The organism is Pseudomonas sp. ES3-33 (genome assembly GCF_000952175.1).
Lineage (GTDB): Bacteria > Pseudomonadota > Gammaproteobacteria > Pseudomonadales > Pseudomonadaceae > Aquipseudomonas > Aquipseudomonas gregormendelii.
In genome coordinates, this window is sequence record NZ_JZRI01000099.1 from 1 (window position 1) to 16381 (window position 16381).

The 16381-nt window shown below is 62.0% G+C and carries 12 protein-coding genes and 1 pseudogene; 10 read left to right on the top strand and 3 right to left on the bottom strand.

Annotated features, from left to right (window positions below; all coding sequences use genetic code 11):
* Positions 1-156 precede the first annotated feature (156 nt).
* The 7 genes from UB23_RS17265 to UB23_RS17295 all read left to right on the top strand — a co-directional run bounded on the left by UB23_RS17265 (position 157) and on the right by UB23_RS17295 (position 8324).
* Positions 157-1086 carry an amidohydrolase family protein gene (locus UB23_RS17265; RefSeq protein WP_045060516.1) on the top strand — a complete coding sequence of 310 codons (930 nt, stop codon included), beginning with the start codon at positions 157-159 and terminating at the stop codon, positions 1084-1086.
* A gap of 4 nt (positions 1087-1090) precedes the next feature.
* Positions 1091-1996 carry an amidohydrolase family protein gene (locus tag UB23_RS17270; RefSeq protein WP_045060517.1) on the top strand — a complete coding sequence of 302 codons (906 nt, stop codon included), beginning with the start codon at positions 1091-1093 and terminating at the stop codon, positions 1994-1996.
* A 299-nt stretch (positions 1997-2295) separates the two neighbouring features.
* On the top strand, positions 2296-3681 hold the full coding sequence (locus UB23_RS17275) for a UbiD family decarboxylase (RefSeq protein ID WP_045060526.1): 1386 nt from the start codon (positions 2296-2298) through the stop codon (positions 3679-3681).
* Positions 3678-4325 carry a UbiX family flavin prenyltransferase gene (locus UB23_RS17280; RefSeq protein ID WP_045060518.1) on the top strand — a complete coding sequence of 216 codons (648 nt, stop codon included), beginning with the start codon at positions 3678-3680 and terminating at the stop codon, positions 4323-4325. The genes UB23_RS17275 and UB23_RS17280 overlap by 4 nt, the downstream gene beginning before the upstream one ends.
* Before the next feature lie 73 nt (positions 4326-4398).
* Positions 4399-5436, top strand: a complete 1038-nt coding sequence (locus tag UB23_RS17285) for a CobW family GTP-binding protein (RefSeq protein WP_045060519.1) — start codon at positions 4399-4401, stop codon at positions 5434-5436.
* Between the two features lie 131 nt (positions 5437-5567).
* Complete coding sequence (locus UB23_RS17290) at positions 5568-6923, top strand: nucleobase:cation symporter-2 family protein (RefSeq protein ID WP_045060520.1); 1356 nt, start codon at positions 5568-5570, stop codon at positions 6921-6923.
* A gap of 12 nt (positions 6924-6935) precedes the next feature.
* A complete protein-coding gene (locus UB23_RS17295) occupies positions 6936-8324 on the top strand; it encodes an amidohydrolase family protein (protein WP_045060521.1) in 1389 nt (462 codons plus the stop codon).
* A 104-nt stretch (positions 8325-8428) separates the two neighbouring features.
* Here the strand turns inward: UB23_RS17295 and UB23_RS17300 are convergent, their stop codons facing one another.
* Both UB23_RS17300 and UB23_RS17305 read right to left on the bottom strand, forming a co-directional pair.
* On the bottom strand, positions 8429-9712 hold the full coding sequence (locus UB23_RS17300) for a Zn-dependent hydrolase (RefSeq protein ID WP_045060522.1): 1284 nt from the start codon (positions 9710-9712) through the stop codon (positions 8429-8431).
* Between the two features lie 165 nt (positions 9713-9877).
* Positions 9878-11362, bottom strand: a complete 1485-nt coding sequence (locus tag UB23_RS17305; protein ID WP_045060523.1) for an NCS1 family nucleobase:cation symporter-1 — start codon at positions 11360-11362, stop codon at positions 9878-9880.
* Positions 11363-11914: 552 nt separating this feature from the next.
* Between UB23_RS17305 and hydA the strand changes: the two genes are divergently transcribed.
* From hydA to preA, 3 genes are all read left to right on the top strand, one after another.
* Positions 11915-13354: a dihydropyrimidinase gene (gene hydA / locus UB23_RS17310; protein ID WP_045060524.1), complete on the top strand. Its 1440-nt coding sequence runs from the start codon at positions 11915-11917 to the stop codon at positions 13352-13354.
* A gap of 183 nt (positions 13355-13537) precedes the next feature.
* Complete coding sequence (locus UB23_RS17315; RefSeq protein WP_045060527.1) at positions 13538-14905, top strand: NAD(P)-dependent oxidoreductase; 1368 nt, start codon at positions 13538-13540, stop codon at positions 14903-14905.
* The gene (gene preA, locus UB23_RS17320; RefSeq protein ID WP_045060525.1) at positions 14906-16180 is read left to right on the top strand and encodes an NAD-dependent dihydropyrimidine dehydrogenase subunit PreA; all 1275 of its coding nucleotides are present in this window, start codon (positions 14906-14908) and stop codon (positions 16178-16180) included.
* A gap of 93 nt (positions 16181-16273) precedes the next feature.
* Here preA and UB23_RS30805 read toward each other — a convergent pair.
* Positions 16274-16381 (bottom strand): annotated as a pseudogene (locus UB23_RS30805) (IS110 family transposase); the annotation flags it as partial.

The window sequence follows — 16381 nt, forward strand, 5'->3', positions numbered from 1 at the left end:
CCTTCCAATACTCCTCCCCAAGCAGCCAGCGTCCCGAGCCGGATGCGACCAGGCGAGGGAATGCGCAGCCTGCTGCGCATAGAAATGGCCGATTGCCCGGACGTGGCTGCTAGCGAACCGCAAGGTTCCCTTTCCGCTATCAGGAGATCGACTTCAATGATCATCGATATCAGCTGCTATCCCACCGACCTGGTGGACCTCGCCTGGAGGCATGACGGTGACCCGTTCACCGGCGAGCGTCTGCTGGAGATGATGGATGGCCCGTACATGGTCAACGGCAAACCTCGCCGCATCGACAAAGCCTTCATCCAGCCCCCCCAGGGCAACACCATCTACACCTGGACCGACGGCGACCTGACGGGTCGCGAGTCCATCGACGCTTACATGGCCTACACCCTGAAGATGGTCCAGACCTACCCTGATCGTTTCATTGGCTGCTTTGTTTACAATCCGCGTTGCGGAGTGCAGAACGGCGTCGAAGCAATCGAACGCTACGTCAAGGAACACGGTTTCAAGATGGTGCAAATGCAGGCCAACATGCATGCCTATCGCCCGGACCGCGCCTTGGACTGGGTGCGTCCGGCCTTCGAGAAATGCGCCGAGCTCGGCATCCCGGTCAAGCTGCACACCGGTGATGGCCCCTACAGTATCCCGTCGGAATGGGTGCCGATGATCAAGGAGTTTCCCAACGTCGATTTCATCATGGCGCACTTCGGCGTGCAGACCGGTGGCGTCTACGTGTTCGAACCCATGCAATGGGCCATGGAACTGCCCAACGTCTACTGCGAATCAGGCTGGTGCCTGCAATCGCGGATCGTCGAATTCGCCAAGGTGCTGCCCACCCACAAAATCCTCTTCGGCACCGACACACCCCCCAACGAGCCGGGCATGTGGCTGCGCCTGCTGGAAGTGCTGTGCCACGAGCCGCCGCAGGGCCTGAACCTCGACGAGGACACCCTCGAAGACTACCTGGGCAACAACACCGCACGGATGATCGGCCTCGAGCCGACTGCCCCGCCGCGTTCCGTGTCCGAAGCCGAGGCGCAACTCAAGCGCCCCGTCACCACCCAACTGGCCAGGAGCTGAATCGATGATCATCGACACCCATCTGCACCCCACCAACCTGGTCGACGAGGCCTGGCGCCACACGGGCGAACCCTTCACCGGCGAGCGCATGCTCAAGCTGATGGACGGCCCCTACATGATCAACGGCAAACCTCGCCGCATCGACATGGGTTTCATCCAGCCGCCACCGGGCAACACCGGCTATCGCGACGGTAACCGCCGGGGCCGCGAAGGCGTGCGCGACTACATGTCGTACATTGCCGAACTCTGTGTGAAGTACCCGGACCGCTTCATCGGCAACTTCAACTTCAACCCGCGCTGGGGACCGGAAAACGGCGCCGCGGAGCTGGAATTCCACATCAAGGAATACGGCTTCAAGATGCTGAAATTGCACGCCAACATGCACGGCTATCGCCCCGATCGCGCACTGGACTGGCTGCGCCCGGCGATGAAGGTCTGCGCCAAGTACAACATCGTGGTGCTGATCCACACCGGCGACGGCCCGTACACCATCCCGACGATGTTCTACCCGATCATCCGCGAGTTCCCGATGGTCAACTTCATCATCGGTCACTTCGGCATCCAGACCGGCGGCAACTATTCGTTCGAAGCGTTCTGGATGGCGATGGACACACCGAACGTGTACTGCGAATCCGGCTGGTGCTTCCAGTCGCGGATCGTCGAGTTCGCCAAGGACCTGCCGCGCAACAAGATCGTGTTCGGCACTGACTCGCCACCCAACGAACCGGGCATGTGGCTACGCGAACTCGAAGTGTTGTGCTCGCCTGCGCCGCAAGGCCTGGGCATCGATGAGGATCATCTGGAGGACTACCTGGGCAACAACATCGCCCGGCTGTGCGGCATCGAACCGACGCCGCCACCCAAGGACCTGATCGAGGCGGACATCCGCCTGACCACGACTTATTTGTAGATCGGCATCACACAGAACCCTGTGGGAGCCAGCCTGCTGGCGATGGCGGCAGCACACAGAACCCTGTGGGAGCCAGCCTGCTGGCGATGGCGGCAGCACAGTCAAAATCAATGTCGACTGGCCCACCGGTATCGCCAGCAGGCTAGCTCCCACAGGTTCTGCACCAATCCACAACATTGCGGTACAGCGACTTTACAGGCGCGAAGATGAACCGGCGTTCGATCGACCGGCGGGCCAACGGCTTGTCGATCGAACGTCGCCCTCAACCCTGCGCGCCTGCTTTTTTACGAGGTGAAACCATGACCGTTTCGACGCTTGGCGATACCCAGGATTTCCACGTTTTCATCGACGCCTATCGCCGGTTGTACCCGGACGATGTGCTGACCATCCACGAACCCCTGAGTGCCGACCAGGACGTCACCGCCCTGGTCGACGCCCTCGCCAGCCAGGGCCGCGATCCGCTGTTGATCTGCGAACAGGTCGGCAACCTCGGCGTGCCCGTAGCCACCAACCTGTTCGCATCCCGCAGCCGGATCGCAAGGATCTTCGGCGTCACCGCGGCGCAACTGCACGAGACGTTCCAGGCGCGCGCCAACCAGCCCATCGCACCGCGCTACGTTGAAACCGGCCCGGTGCTGGACGAAATTTTCGAAGGCGAGGCCGTGGACCTGGCCTTGTTGCCGATGCTCAAGCACTTCGACAGCGACCGCGGCCCCTACATTACCAACGCGATCATCATTGCCGAGGATCCGCTGACCGGCATCGCCAACATGAGCTATCACCGCTCCATGCGCCATGCCCGGCAGACCCTCGCCACCAGCCTGCACTCACGGGGTCACCTGTGGCGCATGCTGCAAACCGCCCGGGAACGCGGGGAAGAATTGCGCGTGGCCATGGTCGTCGGCGCCCATCCGCTGTTCATGCTTGCCGCCGCCGCGCGGTTACCTTTCGGCAGTGATGAGCGGGCAGTCGCCGGCGGCCTGTTCGGCGCCCCGCTGGAGCTGGTCAAGACCCCACGCTACGGCATCGGCGTGCCGGCGTTCGCCGAATTCGTGCTCGAAGGTGCGATCGACCCGACGGCCTATGCCGAAGAAGGTCCGTTTGGCGAGTTCAGCGGTTATTCCTCGGACCGTTCGACCAACAACGTGCTGCGCGTCGACACCCTGATGCGCCGCAAGGATGCCTGGCTGGTGGACGTGGTCGGCGGGCGTTATGCCGAACACCTGACCCTGGCGCGGCTGCCCCGGGAAGCGGAAATGAGCGAAAAGCTCAAGGCGCGCTTTCCCGCCGTCACCGCCGTGCACTACCCCAACTCCGGTACGCATTTTCATTGCTACGTGGCCCTGGACCAGAGCCGCGACGGCGAAGCGCGGCAGATCATGCTGGCGCTGCTGGGCTGGGACCCTTACCTGAAATCGGTGATCGCGGTGGACAGCGACATCGACATCAATGACGACAGCCAGGTGCTCTGGGCCTTGGCCACGCACTTCCAGCCGCATCAGGACATCTTCGTCATCGACGGCTTGCCCGGCAGCCCCCTGGACCCCTCGTCCTCGGTCAACGGCACCACCTCGCGCATGGGCCTGGACGCCACCCGCGGCGCAGGGTTTGACGGCATCAAGGCACAACTCGACCAGGCCGTCGTGGAGCGCGCGCGCAGCTTGCTGCAGGGTTATCGGTCATGAATCGCCAGCGCCTGGTGGTCGGTATCAGCGGCGCGTCCGGGTTTATCTACGGCGTGCGCCTCCTGGAGTTGCTGGCCAGGCTCGACATCGAAACGCACCTGGTCATCAGCCGGGCCGCGTTGCTGACCATGGCCCATGAAACCGACTGCAAACTGGCAGACGTGATCGCCCTGGCCAGTCACTACCACCGCGCAGACGACGTCGCGGCGGGCATCGCCAGTGGCTCGTTTCGTTGCCTGGGCATGGTGGTGGCGCCCTGTTCCATGCGCACCCTGGCGGAAATCGCCACCGGCACCTCCGCAGGCCTGATCGGCCGCGCGGCCGATGTGACCTTGAAGGAGCGCCGCACCCTGGTGCTGATGGCCCGGGAAACGCCCTTGACCCTGGCGCACCTGCGCAACATGACCGCCGTCACCGAAATGGGCGGGATCATCGCCCCACCCGTGCCGGCCTTTTACGCCCGCCCGCAAAGCCTTGCGCAAATGGTCGATCACAGCCTGGGTCGGGTCCTCGACCTGTTCGGCCTCGACGCCGGCACCGCGTTGCGCTGGGGCGAACCCGACCTTCATTCATTGAAAAACAAAACCTGTGGGAGCGAGCCTGCTCGCGATGAGGCCGCAACAGCCAGCATCGGTATCGGCTGATCCAGCGCCATCGCGAGCAGGCTCGCTCCCACCGTGCGAGTCCCCCGACCCATTGGTTCCAAAGGAGCATCACATGAACAGCCCATTCAACGCCCCGACCCCGAACCGCAAGATCCCGGTGACCATCCTCACCGGCTTTCTCGGCGCCGGCAAAACCACCCTGCTGAACTACATCCTCAAGGAAAACCACGGGCGCAAAATTGCCGTGATCGAGAACGAATTCGGTGAGGTCGGGATCGACGGCGACCTGGTCCTCAGTTCCGAGACCGAGGAAATCTACGAGATGGTCAACGGGTGCGTGTGCTGCACCGCCGAAGTCCGAGAGGACCTGGTGCGCATCGTTCGCGAACTGGTGGCGCGCCCGGTACGCCTCGACCACATCCTGATCGAAACCAGTGGCCTGGCCGACCCGTACCCGGTGGCACAGAGCTTTTTCATCAACGATCCCATCGCCGATGAAGTGGAACTGGATGCGATCGTGACCATGGTTGACGCCAAGCACATCGCCCAGCATCTGGAAGACCTGCAACTCGATGGCGTCGACAACCAGGCGGTGGACCAGATCGTCTGCGCCGACCGGATCGTGATCAACAAAGTCGACTTGGTGAGCAGCGCCGAGGTGCACGCCCTGAGCGAAAAAATTCGTGGCTTGAACGCGACTGCGGACCTGGTGACCTCCAGCTATGCCGAAATCGACCTGACAAAAATCCTCGGCATCGGCGCCTTCGAGTCCACGCAAAAACTCATGGAAATCGGCGCCGAACATGACCATCACGGCCACGAACATCATCACGAGCCGGATCATGACCACGACCCCAGTGTCTCGTCGGTAGGCATTGCCGTGGACGGCGCGGTGAACCTCGGCGCGTTTCACCGCTGGATCAGCGAACTGCGCACCGCTCAGGCCGACAACCTGTACCGCATGAAAGGCGTACTGGCGGTGCAGGACCAGGACCAGCGCTATGTACTGCAAGGCGTTCACAGCCTGGTGGAGTTTCGCGCATCAACCTTGTGGGGCACCGAACCGCGCTCCAGCAAGATCGTGTTCATCGGCCGCGACCTGGACCGCGCGGCGCTGAACCAGGGCTTTGCCGCCTGCCTGGCAGGCTGAAGCAGCGGCATCGGAGCCGGTGGATGGCGGCTCCGGGCATACAGATGCCTGACACCTCTGGTAGCCCACAGGTATCAGGCATCAGCACGAATACCCCTCTCTACAGCATAAAACAGCAAGAGGTGATTCCCATGTCGTCAGCCACTCCCCCTTCAACCATCCACCCGGTCGACCAGGTTCTACCTGTGCGCCAAATGCTCACCCTCGGCCTGCAACACATGGCCGTCTCGTACATCGGCGCCATCGCCGTGCCGTTGATTGTCGCCAGCGCCTTGAAAATGTCCCAGGCCGATACCGTGGTGTTGATCAGCACCACGTTGTTCTGCTCGGGCATCGCCACGCTGTTGCAAACCGTGGGCTTCTGGAAATTCGGCGTACGCCTGCCAATTCTGCAGGGCGTGGCCTTCAGCAGCGTCGGCCCGGTGATCGCCATTGGCAGCAACCCGGAGGTGGGGTTTGCCGGGGTTTGCGGAGCGGTGATCGGCGCAGGGATTTTTACCATGCTGGTCGCGCCCTTCGTCGGCCGACTGCGGCGCTATTTCCCGCCAGTGGTCACCGGCTGCATCGTCACCGTGATCGGCCTGCAGCTGTTCCCGATTGCCTACGAGTGGGTCGGTGGCGGGCGTCACGCCAGCGATTTTGGCGCGCCGGCGTACCTGGCTGTCGCGGCCGTGGTGCTGTTGACCATCCTGCTGGTCAACCGATACGGCAGCCCGATGCTGCGCAACATGGCGGTGCTGGTGGGCATGCTGGTGGGCGCGGGGCTGGCGTACGGGCTGGGTATGGGCAGCTTCAGCAGCGTCGGCGATTCGCCCTGGCTCACGGTGCCCTATCCGTTCTACTTCGGCCTGCCGACCTTCAGCCTGATCCCGATCGCGACCATGGTGGTGGTGATGATTGTGCAGATGGTCGAGTCCATGGGGCTGTTCGTCGCGATTGGCGACATCGTCGACAAGCCGGTGGAAGAAAAACAGGTGATCAACGGGCTGCGGGCCAACGGCCTGGCGAGCACCATTGCCGGCATGTTCGCCGCCTTCCCGTTCATTGCCTTCATGGAGAACGTCGGCCTGGTGATCCTCACGGGCGTGCGCAGTCGCTGGGTAGTGGCGATCAGCGGATTGCTCATGTGCACCGTGGCCCTGGTGCCCAAGGCCGGGGCAATCATCGCCTCAATGCCGACCGCAGCCCTGGGCGGTGCCGGGATCGCAATGTTTGGCGTGGTCGCGGCCGCCGGCATCCAGACCCTGGCCAAGGTCGACTACGAGCGTAATCGCTACAACGTGCTGATCGTCGGTTTCACCATCGCCGCCGCCCTGGTGCCGGTGCTGGCCCCGGCGCTGTTCAAGCAATTGCCCGAGTGGAGCCAGCCGTTCCTGCACAGCAGCGTGGTGATCGCCTGCCTGGTGTCAGTGCTGCTTAACGCCGCCCTCAATGGCGTCAGCGCGCCAGACAGCGCCGCCAGCAAACCCGCCTCCCATAGCCTTTGACCGGAGAAGCCCATGACTCAACTTCAAAACATCCTGATCAAAAACCCGCTGGAGGTGATGACCGGCCTGCGCGGCGAACGCGCCCGGGCCGGCAGCGTCGACATCCGCGTGGTCAACGGGCGCATCGCCGAAATGGCCGCCGGCCTGCAGGCGCAACCCGGGGAGCGGGTGATCGACGCCCGTCATTGCCTGGTGTATCCAGGCTGGATCAACACCCACCATCACCTGTTCCAGAACCTGCTCAAAGCCGTGCCCGAAGGGTTGAACCAGGACCTGCAAGGCTGGCTCGCCAGCGTGCCCTACCCGCGCCTCAACCGCTTCACCCCGAAACTGTCGCGCATTGCCGCGCGGCTGGGTATGGCCGAGTTGCTGCTGTCGGGGGTGACGACCTGCGCCGACCACCACTACCTGTACCACGCCCACGGCACGACCGAGACCGGTGACCTGCTGTTCGACACGGCGGACGAATTCGGCTTGCGCTTCGTGCTGTGCCGAGGGGGTGCCCTGGAGTCGGCAAGTGCACACCCCGGCTTTTCAAAAACCGCGCTGCAGCCGGAGTCGCTGGAGCAAATGGTCGGCGACATCGAGCGCTTGAAATCGCGCTATCACCAGGACATTCCGGACGCCATGCGCCGGGTCGTGGTGGCGCCGACCACGCCCACTTTCTCGCTGCCGCCCACCCTGCTGCGGGAGCTGGCTCACACGGCTCGTGGCCTTGGCCTGCGCCTGCACACGCACCTGTCGGAGACGCAGAACTACGTCAATTTCTGCCGCGAGAAATACAATTGCCTGCCGGTCGAATTCGTCGCTGAGCACGAGTGGCTCGGCCCGGATGTCTGGTTCGCCCACGCGGTGCACCTGCAACCAGGGGAAATCCGCATGCTCGCGCAGACGGGCACCGGTGTTTCCCACTGCCCGGTGAGCAACGCCCGACTGGGTAGCGGTATCGCGCCAGTGCCACAGATGGCCGAGGCCGGCGTGCCGATATCACTGGGCGTGGATGGGGTGGCGTCGAACGAGTCCGGAAGCATGGTCGGTGAAGCGCATACCGCCTGGCTGATTCACCGGGCGGAACAAGGCGCGGGCGCCACCACCGCCGAAGACGTGATTCACTGGGGCACGGCCGGCGGCGCTCAGGTATTGGGCCTCGGTGCGGTGGGCACACTGGAGATCGGACAGGCAGCGGACCTGGTGATCTACGGCCTGGATCACCCGCGCTTTTTCGGCTTCCACGACCTGGGGGTAGCACCGGTGGTCGCGGGCGAACCGATCGCCGTGCGCTACAGCCTGGTGGGTGGCCGGGTGGTGGTCGATGACGGCGTGATCCCGGGGCTCGACCTGGAGCGCATGCGCGCCGAAGCCTGGGAAGGCGTGCAGCACCTGATGCAGGTCGACGACTAGCCCCCGGTAGGAGCTGCCGCAGGCTGCGATCTTTTGATCTCGCGCCGCTTTCGACGCAGCCAAAAGATCGCAGCCTGCGGCAGCTCCTACGGGGACCTCATCATTCAAGCCGCCAGTTGCCCCCCTGCAATCGCCGCCGAAGCCGCCAGCATTGCCCGCAACAACACCGCACACCCCGCCGCCAGGTCATCCGGCGCCGCATTTTCGATCTCGTTGTGGCTAATACCGCCTTCGCACGGCACGAAGATCATCCCCGCCGGCCCCAGTTCGGCGAGGAAGATCGCGTCATGCCCCGCGCCACTGACGATGTCCATGTGCGACAGACCCAGCCCCTGCGCCGCATTGCGCACCGCGTCGACACAACCTTGCTCGAAATACAGCGGCGGGAAATCCGCCGTGGGCGTCAGTTCGTAGCTCAGGCCATGTTGCTCGCAGGTGGCTTCAATCACCTGGCGAACTTCGGCAATCATCGAATCCAGGCGAGCCGGTTCCAGGTGCCGGAAGTCCAGGGTCATGCGCACTTCGCCGGGAATGACATTGCGCGAGCCGGGATAGGCTTGCAGGCACCCGACCGTGCCGCAGGCGTGAGGTTGATGACCCAGGGCGGCACGATTGACCGCACCCACGATGATGGAGGCGCCGACCAGGGCGTCCTTGCGCAAGTGCATTGGCGTCGGGCCGGCATGGGCTTCGACTCCGCGCAGTTTCAGGTCGAACCACTTCTGCCCGAGAGCCCCCATGACCACGCCGATAGTCTTGCGCTCATCCTCAAGAATCGGGCCTTGCTCGATGTGCGCTTCAAAATAGGCACCGACCGCATGGCCGCTGACCTTGCGAGTGCCGGCGTAGCCGATGGCATTGAGTGCCTCGCCCACGGTGACGCCGTCGGCATCGACTTTGGCCAGGGTTTCCTCCAGCGTGAATTTTTCCGCGAAGACCCCCGAGCCCATCATGCACGGCGCAAAACGCGAGCCCTCTTCGTTGGTCCAGACCACCACCTCCAGCGGGGCCTCGGTTTCCACGCCCAGATCGTTGAGCGTGCGCAGCACCTCAACGCCGGCCAGCACACCAAAGCAGCCATCGAACTTGCCACCGGTGGGCTGGGTGTCGATGTGGCTGCCGGTCATCACGGGAGGCAGGTCCGGATTGCGCCCGGGACGGCGGGCGAAAATATTGCCGACCGCGTCGATGCTGACGGTGCAGCCCGCCTCTTCGCACCACCTGACAAAGATATCCCGAGCATGACGATCGAGGTCGGTCAGGGCCAGGCGACAGACACCGCCTTTGACCGTGGCGCCAAGCTTGGCCAGTTCCATGAGCGACTGCCACAGGCGATCGCGGTTGATGTGCTGATGGGTGGACTGCAGAACGTCTACAGCAGCGTTCATGTTGATCTCCTCAGGCGACTTGTTATTGGATTATTCAGATTTTTTCCGGTGCTCTCACTGCCGTCATCGCGGGCAAGCCCGGCTCCCAAAGGATTGTGGTGTCCCCGTTAGTTGCGTCTGACAACACTCCTGTGGGAGCCGGGCTGCCCGCGATGAGGCCGGCACTTACACCGCAGATTTCGCAACAGACGGGTCAGGTCGCAGTGAACACAACCCGTAATAAATCAACCCGCCCAAGGCCGAACCGGTAAACCAGCCATAACTGTAAAACCAGCTGAACGCATCGCTGCCCAACGACAGCAAGGTCAGCGCCACCGGCACGCCGAAGGCGATAAAACCGAACCAGTTCCAGGCCGGGTACACGTCATCGCGGTACAGCCCAGCGAGGTCGAGTTGCTGTTTCCTGATCAGGAAATAATCCACCACCATGATCCCGGCAATCGGCCCCAGCAAACTCGAATAACCGAGCAACCAGTTGGAATACACCGTCTCCAGGCTGACGTCGGAAACGATCAAGCCAAGCTTCTTCAACAATTCATGGGCCATCAGCACCAGCCCGACCACCCCGGTCAGCAACACCGCCTTGGTGCGGTTGATGACCTTTGGCGCAATGTTCTGGAAATCGTTGGTCGGCGACACGATATTCGCCGCAGTGTTGGTCGACAGCGTCGCGATAATGATCAGTGCCATGGCCAGGGCGACCCACACCGGGCTCTGGATATGACCAATCAACGTTACCGGATCGGACACGGTCACCCCCACCAGCTTGACCGAGGCGGCGGTCATCACCACACCCAGGGCGGCAAACAGGAACATGGTCAGTGGCAGGCCGATAATCTGCCCGACTATCTGGTCCTTCTGGCTCTTGGCATAACGGCTGAAATCCGGAATGTTCAGGGACAAGGTCGCCCAGAAACCGACCATTGCGGTGAGCCCGGCGGCGAAGTAACTGACAACGCTCGCCCCTTCCGGACGCTTGGCCGGGATCGCCATCAGCTCGGTCATCGACACGTTGGGCATCGCCCACACCAGCAGTCCCACCCCCACCAGCACCAGCAAGGGTGCAGACAGTGTCTCCAGCCACTTGATCGACTCGGCACCGCGGATCACTACCCACAGGTTCAGGGCCCAGAACACCATGAAACCGATCACCTCCCCGGTGCCGCCCAGGGACTTCCAGCCCTCGAACACCGAACCGAGGAACAGGTGAATCGCCAACCCGCCGAACATGGTCTGGATACCGAACCAGCCACAGGCCACCAGCGCCCGAATCAGGCAGGGAATGTTGGAGCCGAGAATGCCAAAAGAGGAACGCAGCAACACTGGAAAAGGGATGCCGTACTTGGTGCCGGGAAACGCGTTCAACGTCAGCGGGATCAGCACAATGATGTTGGCAAACAGAATCGCCAGCAGCGCCTCGCCGACACTCAGGCCGAAATAGGCAGTGAGCACGCCACCGAGGGTGTAGGTCGGCACGCAGATCGACATGCCGACCCACAATGCCGTGATATGCCACTTGTTCCAGGTTCGTTCGCGCACCTTGGTCGGTGCCATGTCGTGGTTGTAACGGGGACTGTCGAGGACGTCGGTGCCGGCTTCCAGCTCATACAAGCCGTTGCGCTCGGTCACTTGCGATCTGATCTGTTGCATGGCCGCTCCACTGTTATTTTTGATTATCTTGCTCATCAGGGGCTGGCGACATCAATAAACATGCCGATTGCCCCGCTTGCGCATCGGGCAGATCCATTAAAAAGCGTTAACTCTCTGAAATTCATCATGTTTATTCATATAAACAAACGGTCCTCGGGACACTGCCCGGCGCTCAGGGCGACGACCAGGCAAAGTTGTCCGAACCGTCAGGACTCAAACTGGTGCATCAAACTTTTTTCCCCGCTTTGCGCGTTAACCATAGACGCTTCTCAAGCAGCTGATTTCACATAAGAAATCTCGTCTATTTTGGCATCCTGTCAAGTGCGTCAAAATGGTGAAAGCTTGAACCAAATTGGTGATTTCAATATTTAATCGTTATTTATCAATAGGTTATTAATGGCATTAGCTTATAAAAAATAATCTTGCTCATTCCTCAAACTCGGACTAGTTTCTATTCCTGACAGCGCTGACAGGAATACACCGGTTTGGGTCTGGTTCATATAAAACATTTAGAACCGGCACTAGTCGGTCATTGCCTGCGAGGAACTCGGAATGTCTCTGTTGATCCGTGGCGCCACCGTTGTAACTCACGATGAAAGTTATCGCGCCGACGTCTATTGCGCCGACGGCGTGATCAAAGCCATCGGCGATCAACTGGATGTTCCGGCGGGTGCCGAAGTGCTCGACGGCAGCGGCCAGTACCTGATGCCCGGTGGTATCGATCCGCACACTCACATGCAACTGCCCTTCATGGGCACGGTGGCCAGCGAAGATTTTTTCAGCGGCACGGCGGCAGGGCTTGCCGGTGGCACCACCTCGATTATCGACTTCGTGATTCCCAACCCGCAGCAATCGCTGATGGAAGCCTTTCATCAATGGCGCGGCTGGGCAGAAAAATCGGCAGCGGACTATGGCTTCCACGTCGCCATCACCTGGTGGAGCGAGCAGGTTCGCGAAGAAATGGCCGAGTTGGTCAGCCAGCACGGGGTCAATAGCTTCAAGCATTTCATGGCTTACAAGAACGCGATCATGGCGGCGGACGATACCCTGGTGGCGAGTTTCGAACGCTGCCTGGAGCTGGGCGCCGTGCCGACCGTACACGCGGAAAATGGCGAGCTGGTGTATCACCTGCAACGCAAGCTGATGGCACAGGGCATCACCGGGCCGGAAGCGCACCCGCTGTCGCGGCCTTCACAGGTGGAAGGTGAAGCGGCCAGCCGGGCGATCCGTATTGCCGAAACCCTGGGCACGCCGCTGTACCTGGTGCATGTCTCGACCAAGGAAGCCCTCGACGAAATCACCTATGCCCGCAGCAAGGGCCAGCAGGTCTACGGCGAGGTCCTCGCCGGGCACTTGCTGCTGGACGACAGCGTCTATCAGAACCCGGACTGGAACACTGCCGCCGGCTACGTCATGAGCCCGCCCTTCCGCCCGCGCGGGCATCAGGAGGCACTCTGGCACGGGCTGCAATCGGGCAACCTGCACACCACCGCCACCGACCATTGCTGCTTCTGTGCCGAGCAGAAAGCGGCCGGGCGCGATGACTTCAGCAAGATCCCCAACGGCACCGCCGGTATCGAAGACCGCATGGCCGTGCTGTGGGATGAGGGGGTTAACACCGGGCGTTTCTCGATGCAGCAGTTCGTGGCGCTGACCTCGACCAACACCGCGAAAATTTTCAACCTCTACCCGCGCAAAGGCGCCATTCGCGTCGGTGCCGATGCCGACCTGGTGCTGTGGGATCCGCAAGGTACCCGGACCATTTCCGCGGCCACCCATCACCAGCAGGTCGACTTCAATATCTTTGAAGGCAAGACCGTACGCGGTGTGCCCAGCCACACGATCAGCCAGGGCCGGGTGGTCTGGGCCGATGGTGACCTGCGGGCCGAACGCGGTGCAGGGCGGTATGTCGAGCGGCCGGCATATCCGGCGGTATTTGATCTGCTGAGCAAGCGGGCTGATTTGAATCAGCCAGTTGCTGTGAAGCGCTGAAATCCAGGCCTTCGGCCATCGCGGGCAAGCCTTGCTCCCACAGGATGCTGTGACCACCCCAGATGTCATGAACAACCGAGATCCCTGTGGGCGCGAGGCTTGCCCGCGATGAGGCCAGCCCAGACGCAACAAAAACCCACTGCCCACCAGAGGCAGCACCTCAATAACCGTGAGGCCAACACCGTGATCAAGAGCTTGAACCACCTCCCGCATCCCCATGAAAGTGCGGTCGCCCTCGCCGGTCACTTTACCGACTTGGCGCCACCACTCAACGACCGGCAGGCGCACTTGGAGGCTTCGCGCTGCCTCTACTGCTACGACGCGCCCTGTGTGAATGCTTGCCCAAGTGAAATCGATATCCCCTCGTTCATCCGCAATATCCATGCGGACAACGTACAAGGTGCCGCCCATAAAATCCTCTCCGCGAACATACTGGGCGGCAGTTGTGCGCGGGTCTGTCCCACGGAAATTCTTTGCCAGCAGGCCTGCGTGCGCAACAACGATCATGAGTGCGCACCGGTACTGATCGGCCTGCTGCAACGCTACGCAGTCGACAACGCGCACTTCAGCACGCATCCATTCTCCCGTGCGGCGGCTACCGGCAAACGCATCGCAGTGGTGGGTGCCGGTCCCGCCGGGCTGTCCTGCGCCCACCGCAGTGCCATGCACGGCCACGACGTGGTGATCTTCGAGGCACGGGAAAAGGCCGGCGGCCTCAACGAGTACGGCATCGCCAAGTACAAACTGGTGGACGACTACGCCCAGAAAGAGCTGGATTTCCTCCTGCAAATCGGCGGCATCGAAATCCGTCACGGGCAAAAACTCGGCGAAAACCTGACCCTCAGTGAACTGCACCAGCAATTCGACTCTGTATTCCTCGGCATTGGCTTGAACGCCAGCAAGCAGCTGGGCCTGGCCCACGAAGATGCGCCGGGACTGCTCGCCGCCACCGACTACATCCGCGAACTGCGCCAGGCCGACGACCTGACCCAATTGCCCCTGGCTGATCGCTGTATCGTCCTCGGCGCCGGCAACACGGCCATCGACATGGCCGTGCAAATGGCCCGCCTCGGCGCCCGCGACGTCAACCTGGTGTACCGCCGGGGCGTCGAGGAAATGGGCGCCACGGGCCACGAGCAGGACATCGCCAAAGCCAATCAGGTGCGCCTGCTGACGTGGGCCCAACCGGAGCAAGTGTTGCTCGATGACCTGGGTAACGTGCGTGGCATGCGCTTCGCCCGCACCGTGCTGGTAGAAGATCGGCTGCAAACCACCGGTGAAACCTTCGAACTGGCAGCCGACGCGATTTTTAAAGCCATCGGCCAAGCCTTCGATACCGCTGCACTCGCAGACCCACTGGCCCGGGAGTTGAAGCGCCAGGGCGAGCGCATCCAGGTCGATGAACAGCTGCGCACCAGCATTCCTGGCGTGTACGCGGGCGGCGATTGCACCAGCCTCGATCAGGACCTCACCGTGCAAGCGGTGCAACACGGCAAACTGGCCGCCGAGGCCATCCACACCCAACTCATGCTCAATGTGGAGGCTGCGTAAATGGCCGATCTCTCGATCAACTTCGCCGGTATCAAAGCCCCCAACCCCTTCTGGCTGGCTTCCGCACCGCCCACCGACAAGGCTTATAACGTAGTCCGCGCCTTCGAGGCTGGCTGGGGTGGCGTGGTCTGGAAAACCCTGGGCGAGGACCCGGCAGCAGTCAACGTGTCATCACGCTACTCGGCGCTGTTTGGCGCCAACCGGGAAGTCATGGGTTTCAATAACATCGAGCTGATTACCGACCGCTCCCTGGAAATCAACCTGCGGGAAATCACCCAGGTCAAAAAGGACTGGCCGGACCGCGCGCTGATCGTCTCGCTGATGGTGCCTTGCGTGGAAGAGTCGTGGAAATTCATTCTGCCGCTGGTAGAAGCGACCGGTGCTGACGGCATCGAACTCAACTTCGGCTGCCCCCATGGCATGCCCGAGCGCGGCATGGGCGCAGCGGTCGGCCAGGTGCCGGAGTACGTCGAACAGGTCACGCGCTGGTGCAAGACCTACTGCTCGCTGCCGGTGATCGTCAAGCTCACGCCCAACATCACCGACATTCGCGTCGCCGCCCGCGCCGCCCATCGCGGCGGTGCCGATGCGGTATCGCTGATCAATACCATCAACTCCATCACCAGCGTCAACCTCGAACGCATGGTCGCCAACCCGGTGGTCGGTAGCCAGAGTACCCACGGTGGTTACTGCGGTTCGGCAGTCAAGCCCATCGCCCTGAACATGGTCGCCGAAATCGCCCGCGACCCGCTGACACAGCGGCTACCCATCTCCGGCATTGGCGGCATTGGCACATGGCGCGATGCGGCGGAGTTCATCGCGCTCGGCAGCGGCACGGTGCAGGTGTGCACGGCAGCGATGCTGCATGGTTTCAGGATCGTCGAGGAGATGAAAGACGGCCTGTCACGCTGGATGGACAGTCAGGGCTACGCCAGCATCGCGGACTTTTCCGGGCGTGCGGTGGCTAATACAACGGACTGGAAGTACCTCGACATCAACTACCAGGTCATCGCCAAGATCGACCAGGAGGCCTGCATCGGCTGCGGCCGCTGCCACATCGCCTGCGAAGACACCTCGCACCAGGCGGTGGCCAGCCTCAAGCAGGCCGATGGCACGCACAAGTATCAAGTGATCGACGATGAATGTGTGGGCTGCAACTTGTGCCAGATCACCTGCCCGGTGCAGGACTGCATCGAGATGGTGCCGATCGACAGTGGCAAGCTGTTCCTGGACTGGAACCACGATCCGCGCAACCCCTACCATGTCGCGGTCTGACCTTTAAACAGTAGAAGATCGCAGCCTCGTTGCACTCGACAGCTCCTACCCGGCCCAAGCGCCACCCCGCCCCCGTAGATACTCTGTTACCGGTCAAGCTTTCAGCAGGTGTTTTTCGCTGAAAAGCTTGGCCGTGTCGAAATCTTCTCCTGCGCGTATGCACGCCCACAAGCCTGTCAGGTATTTGCGCATAACCGCGCA

Coding starts and splice junctions, on each gene's coding strand:
- UB23_RS17265 (WP_045060516.1), top strand. CDS start 157: ATGATCATCGATATCAGCTGCTATCCCACCGACCTGGTGGACCTCGCC.
- UB23_RS17270 (WP_045060517.1), top strand. CDS start 1,091: ATGATCATCGACACCCATCTGCACCCCACCAACCTGGTCGACGAGGCC.
- UB23_RS17275 (WP_045060526.1), top strand. CDS start 2,296: ATGACCGTTTCGACGCTTGGCGATACCCAGGATTTCCACGTTTTCATC.
- UB23_RS17280 (WP_045060518.1), top strand. CDS start 3,678: ATGAATCGCCAGCGCCTGGTGGTCGGTATCAGCGGCGCGTCCGGGTTT.
- UB23_RS17285 (WP_045060519.1), top strand. CDS start 4,399: ATGAACAGCCCATTCAACGCCCCGACCCCGAACCGCAAGATCCCGGTG.
- UB23_RS17290 (WP_045060520.1), top strand. CDS start 5,568: ATGTCGTCAGCCACTCCCCCTTCAACCATCCACCCGGTCGACCAGGTT.
- UB23_RS17295 (WP_045060521.1), top strand. CDS start 6,936: ATGACTCAACTTCAAAACATCCTGATCAAAAACCCGCTGGAGGTGATG.
- UB23_RS17300 (WP_045060522.1), bottom strand. CDS start 9,712: ATGAACGCTGCTGTAGACGTTCTGCAGTCCACCCATCAGCACATCAAC.
- UB23_RS17305 (WP_045060523.1), bottom strand. CDS start 11,362: ATGCAACAGATCAGATCGCAAGTGACCGAGCGCAACGGCTTGTATGAG.
- hydA (WP_045060524.1), top strand. CDS start 11,915: ATGTCTCTGTTGATCCGTGGCGCCACCGTTGTAACTCACGATGAAAGT.
- preA (WP_045060525.1), top strand. CDS start 14,906: ATGGCCGATCTCTCGATCAACTTCGCCGGTATCAAAGCCCCCAACCCC.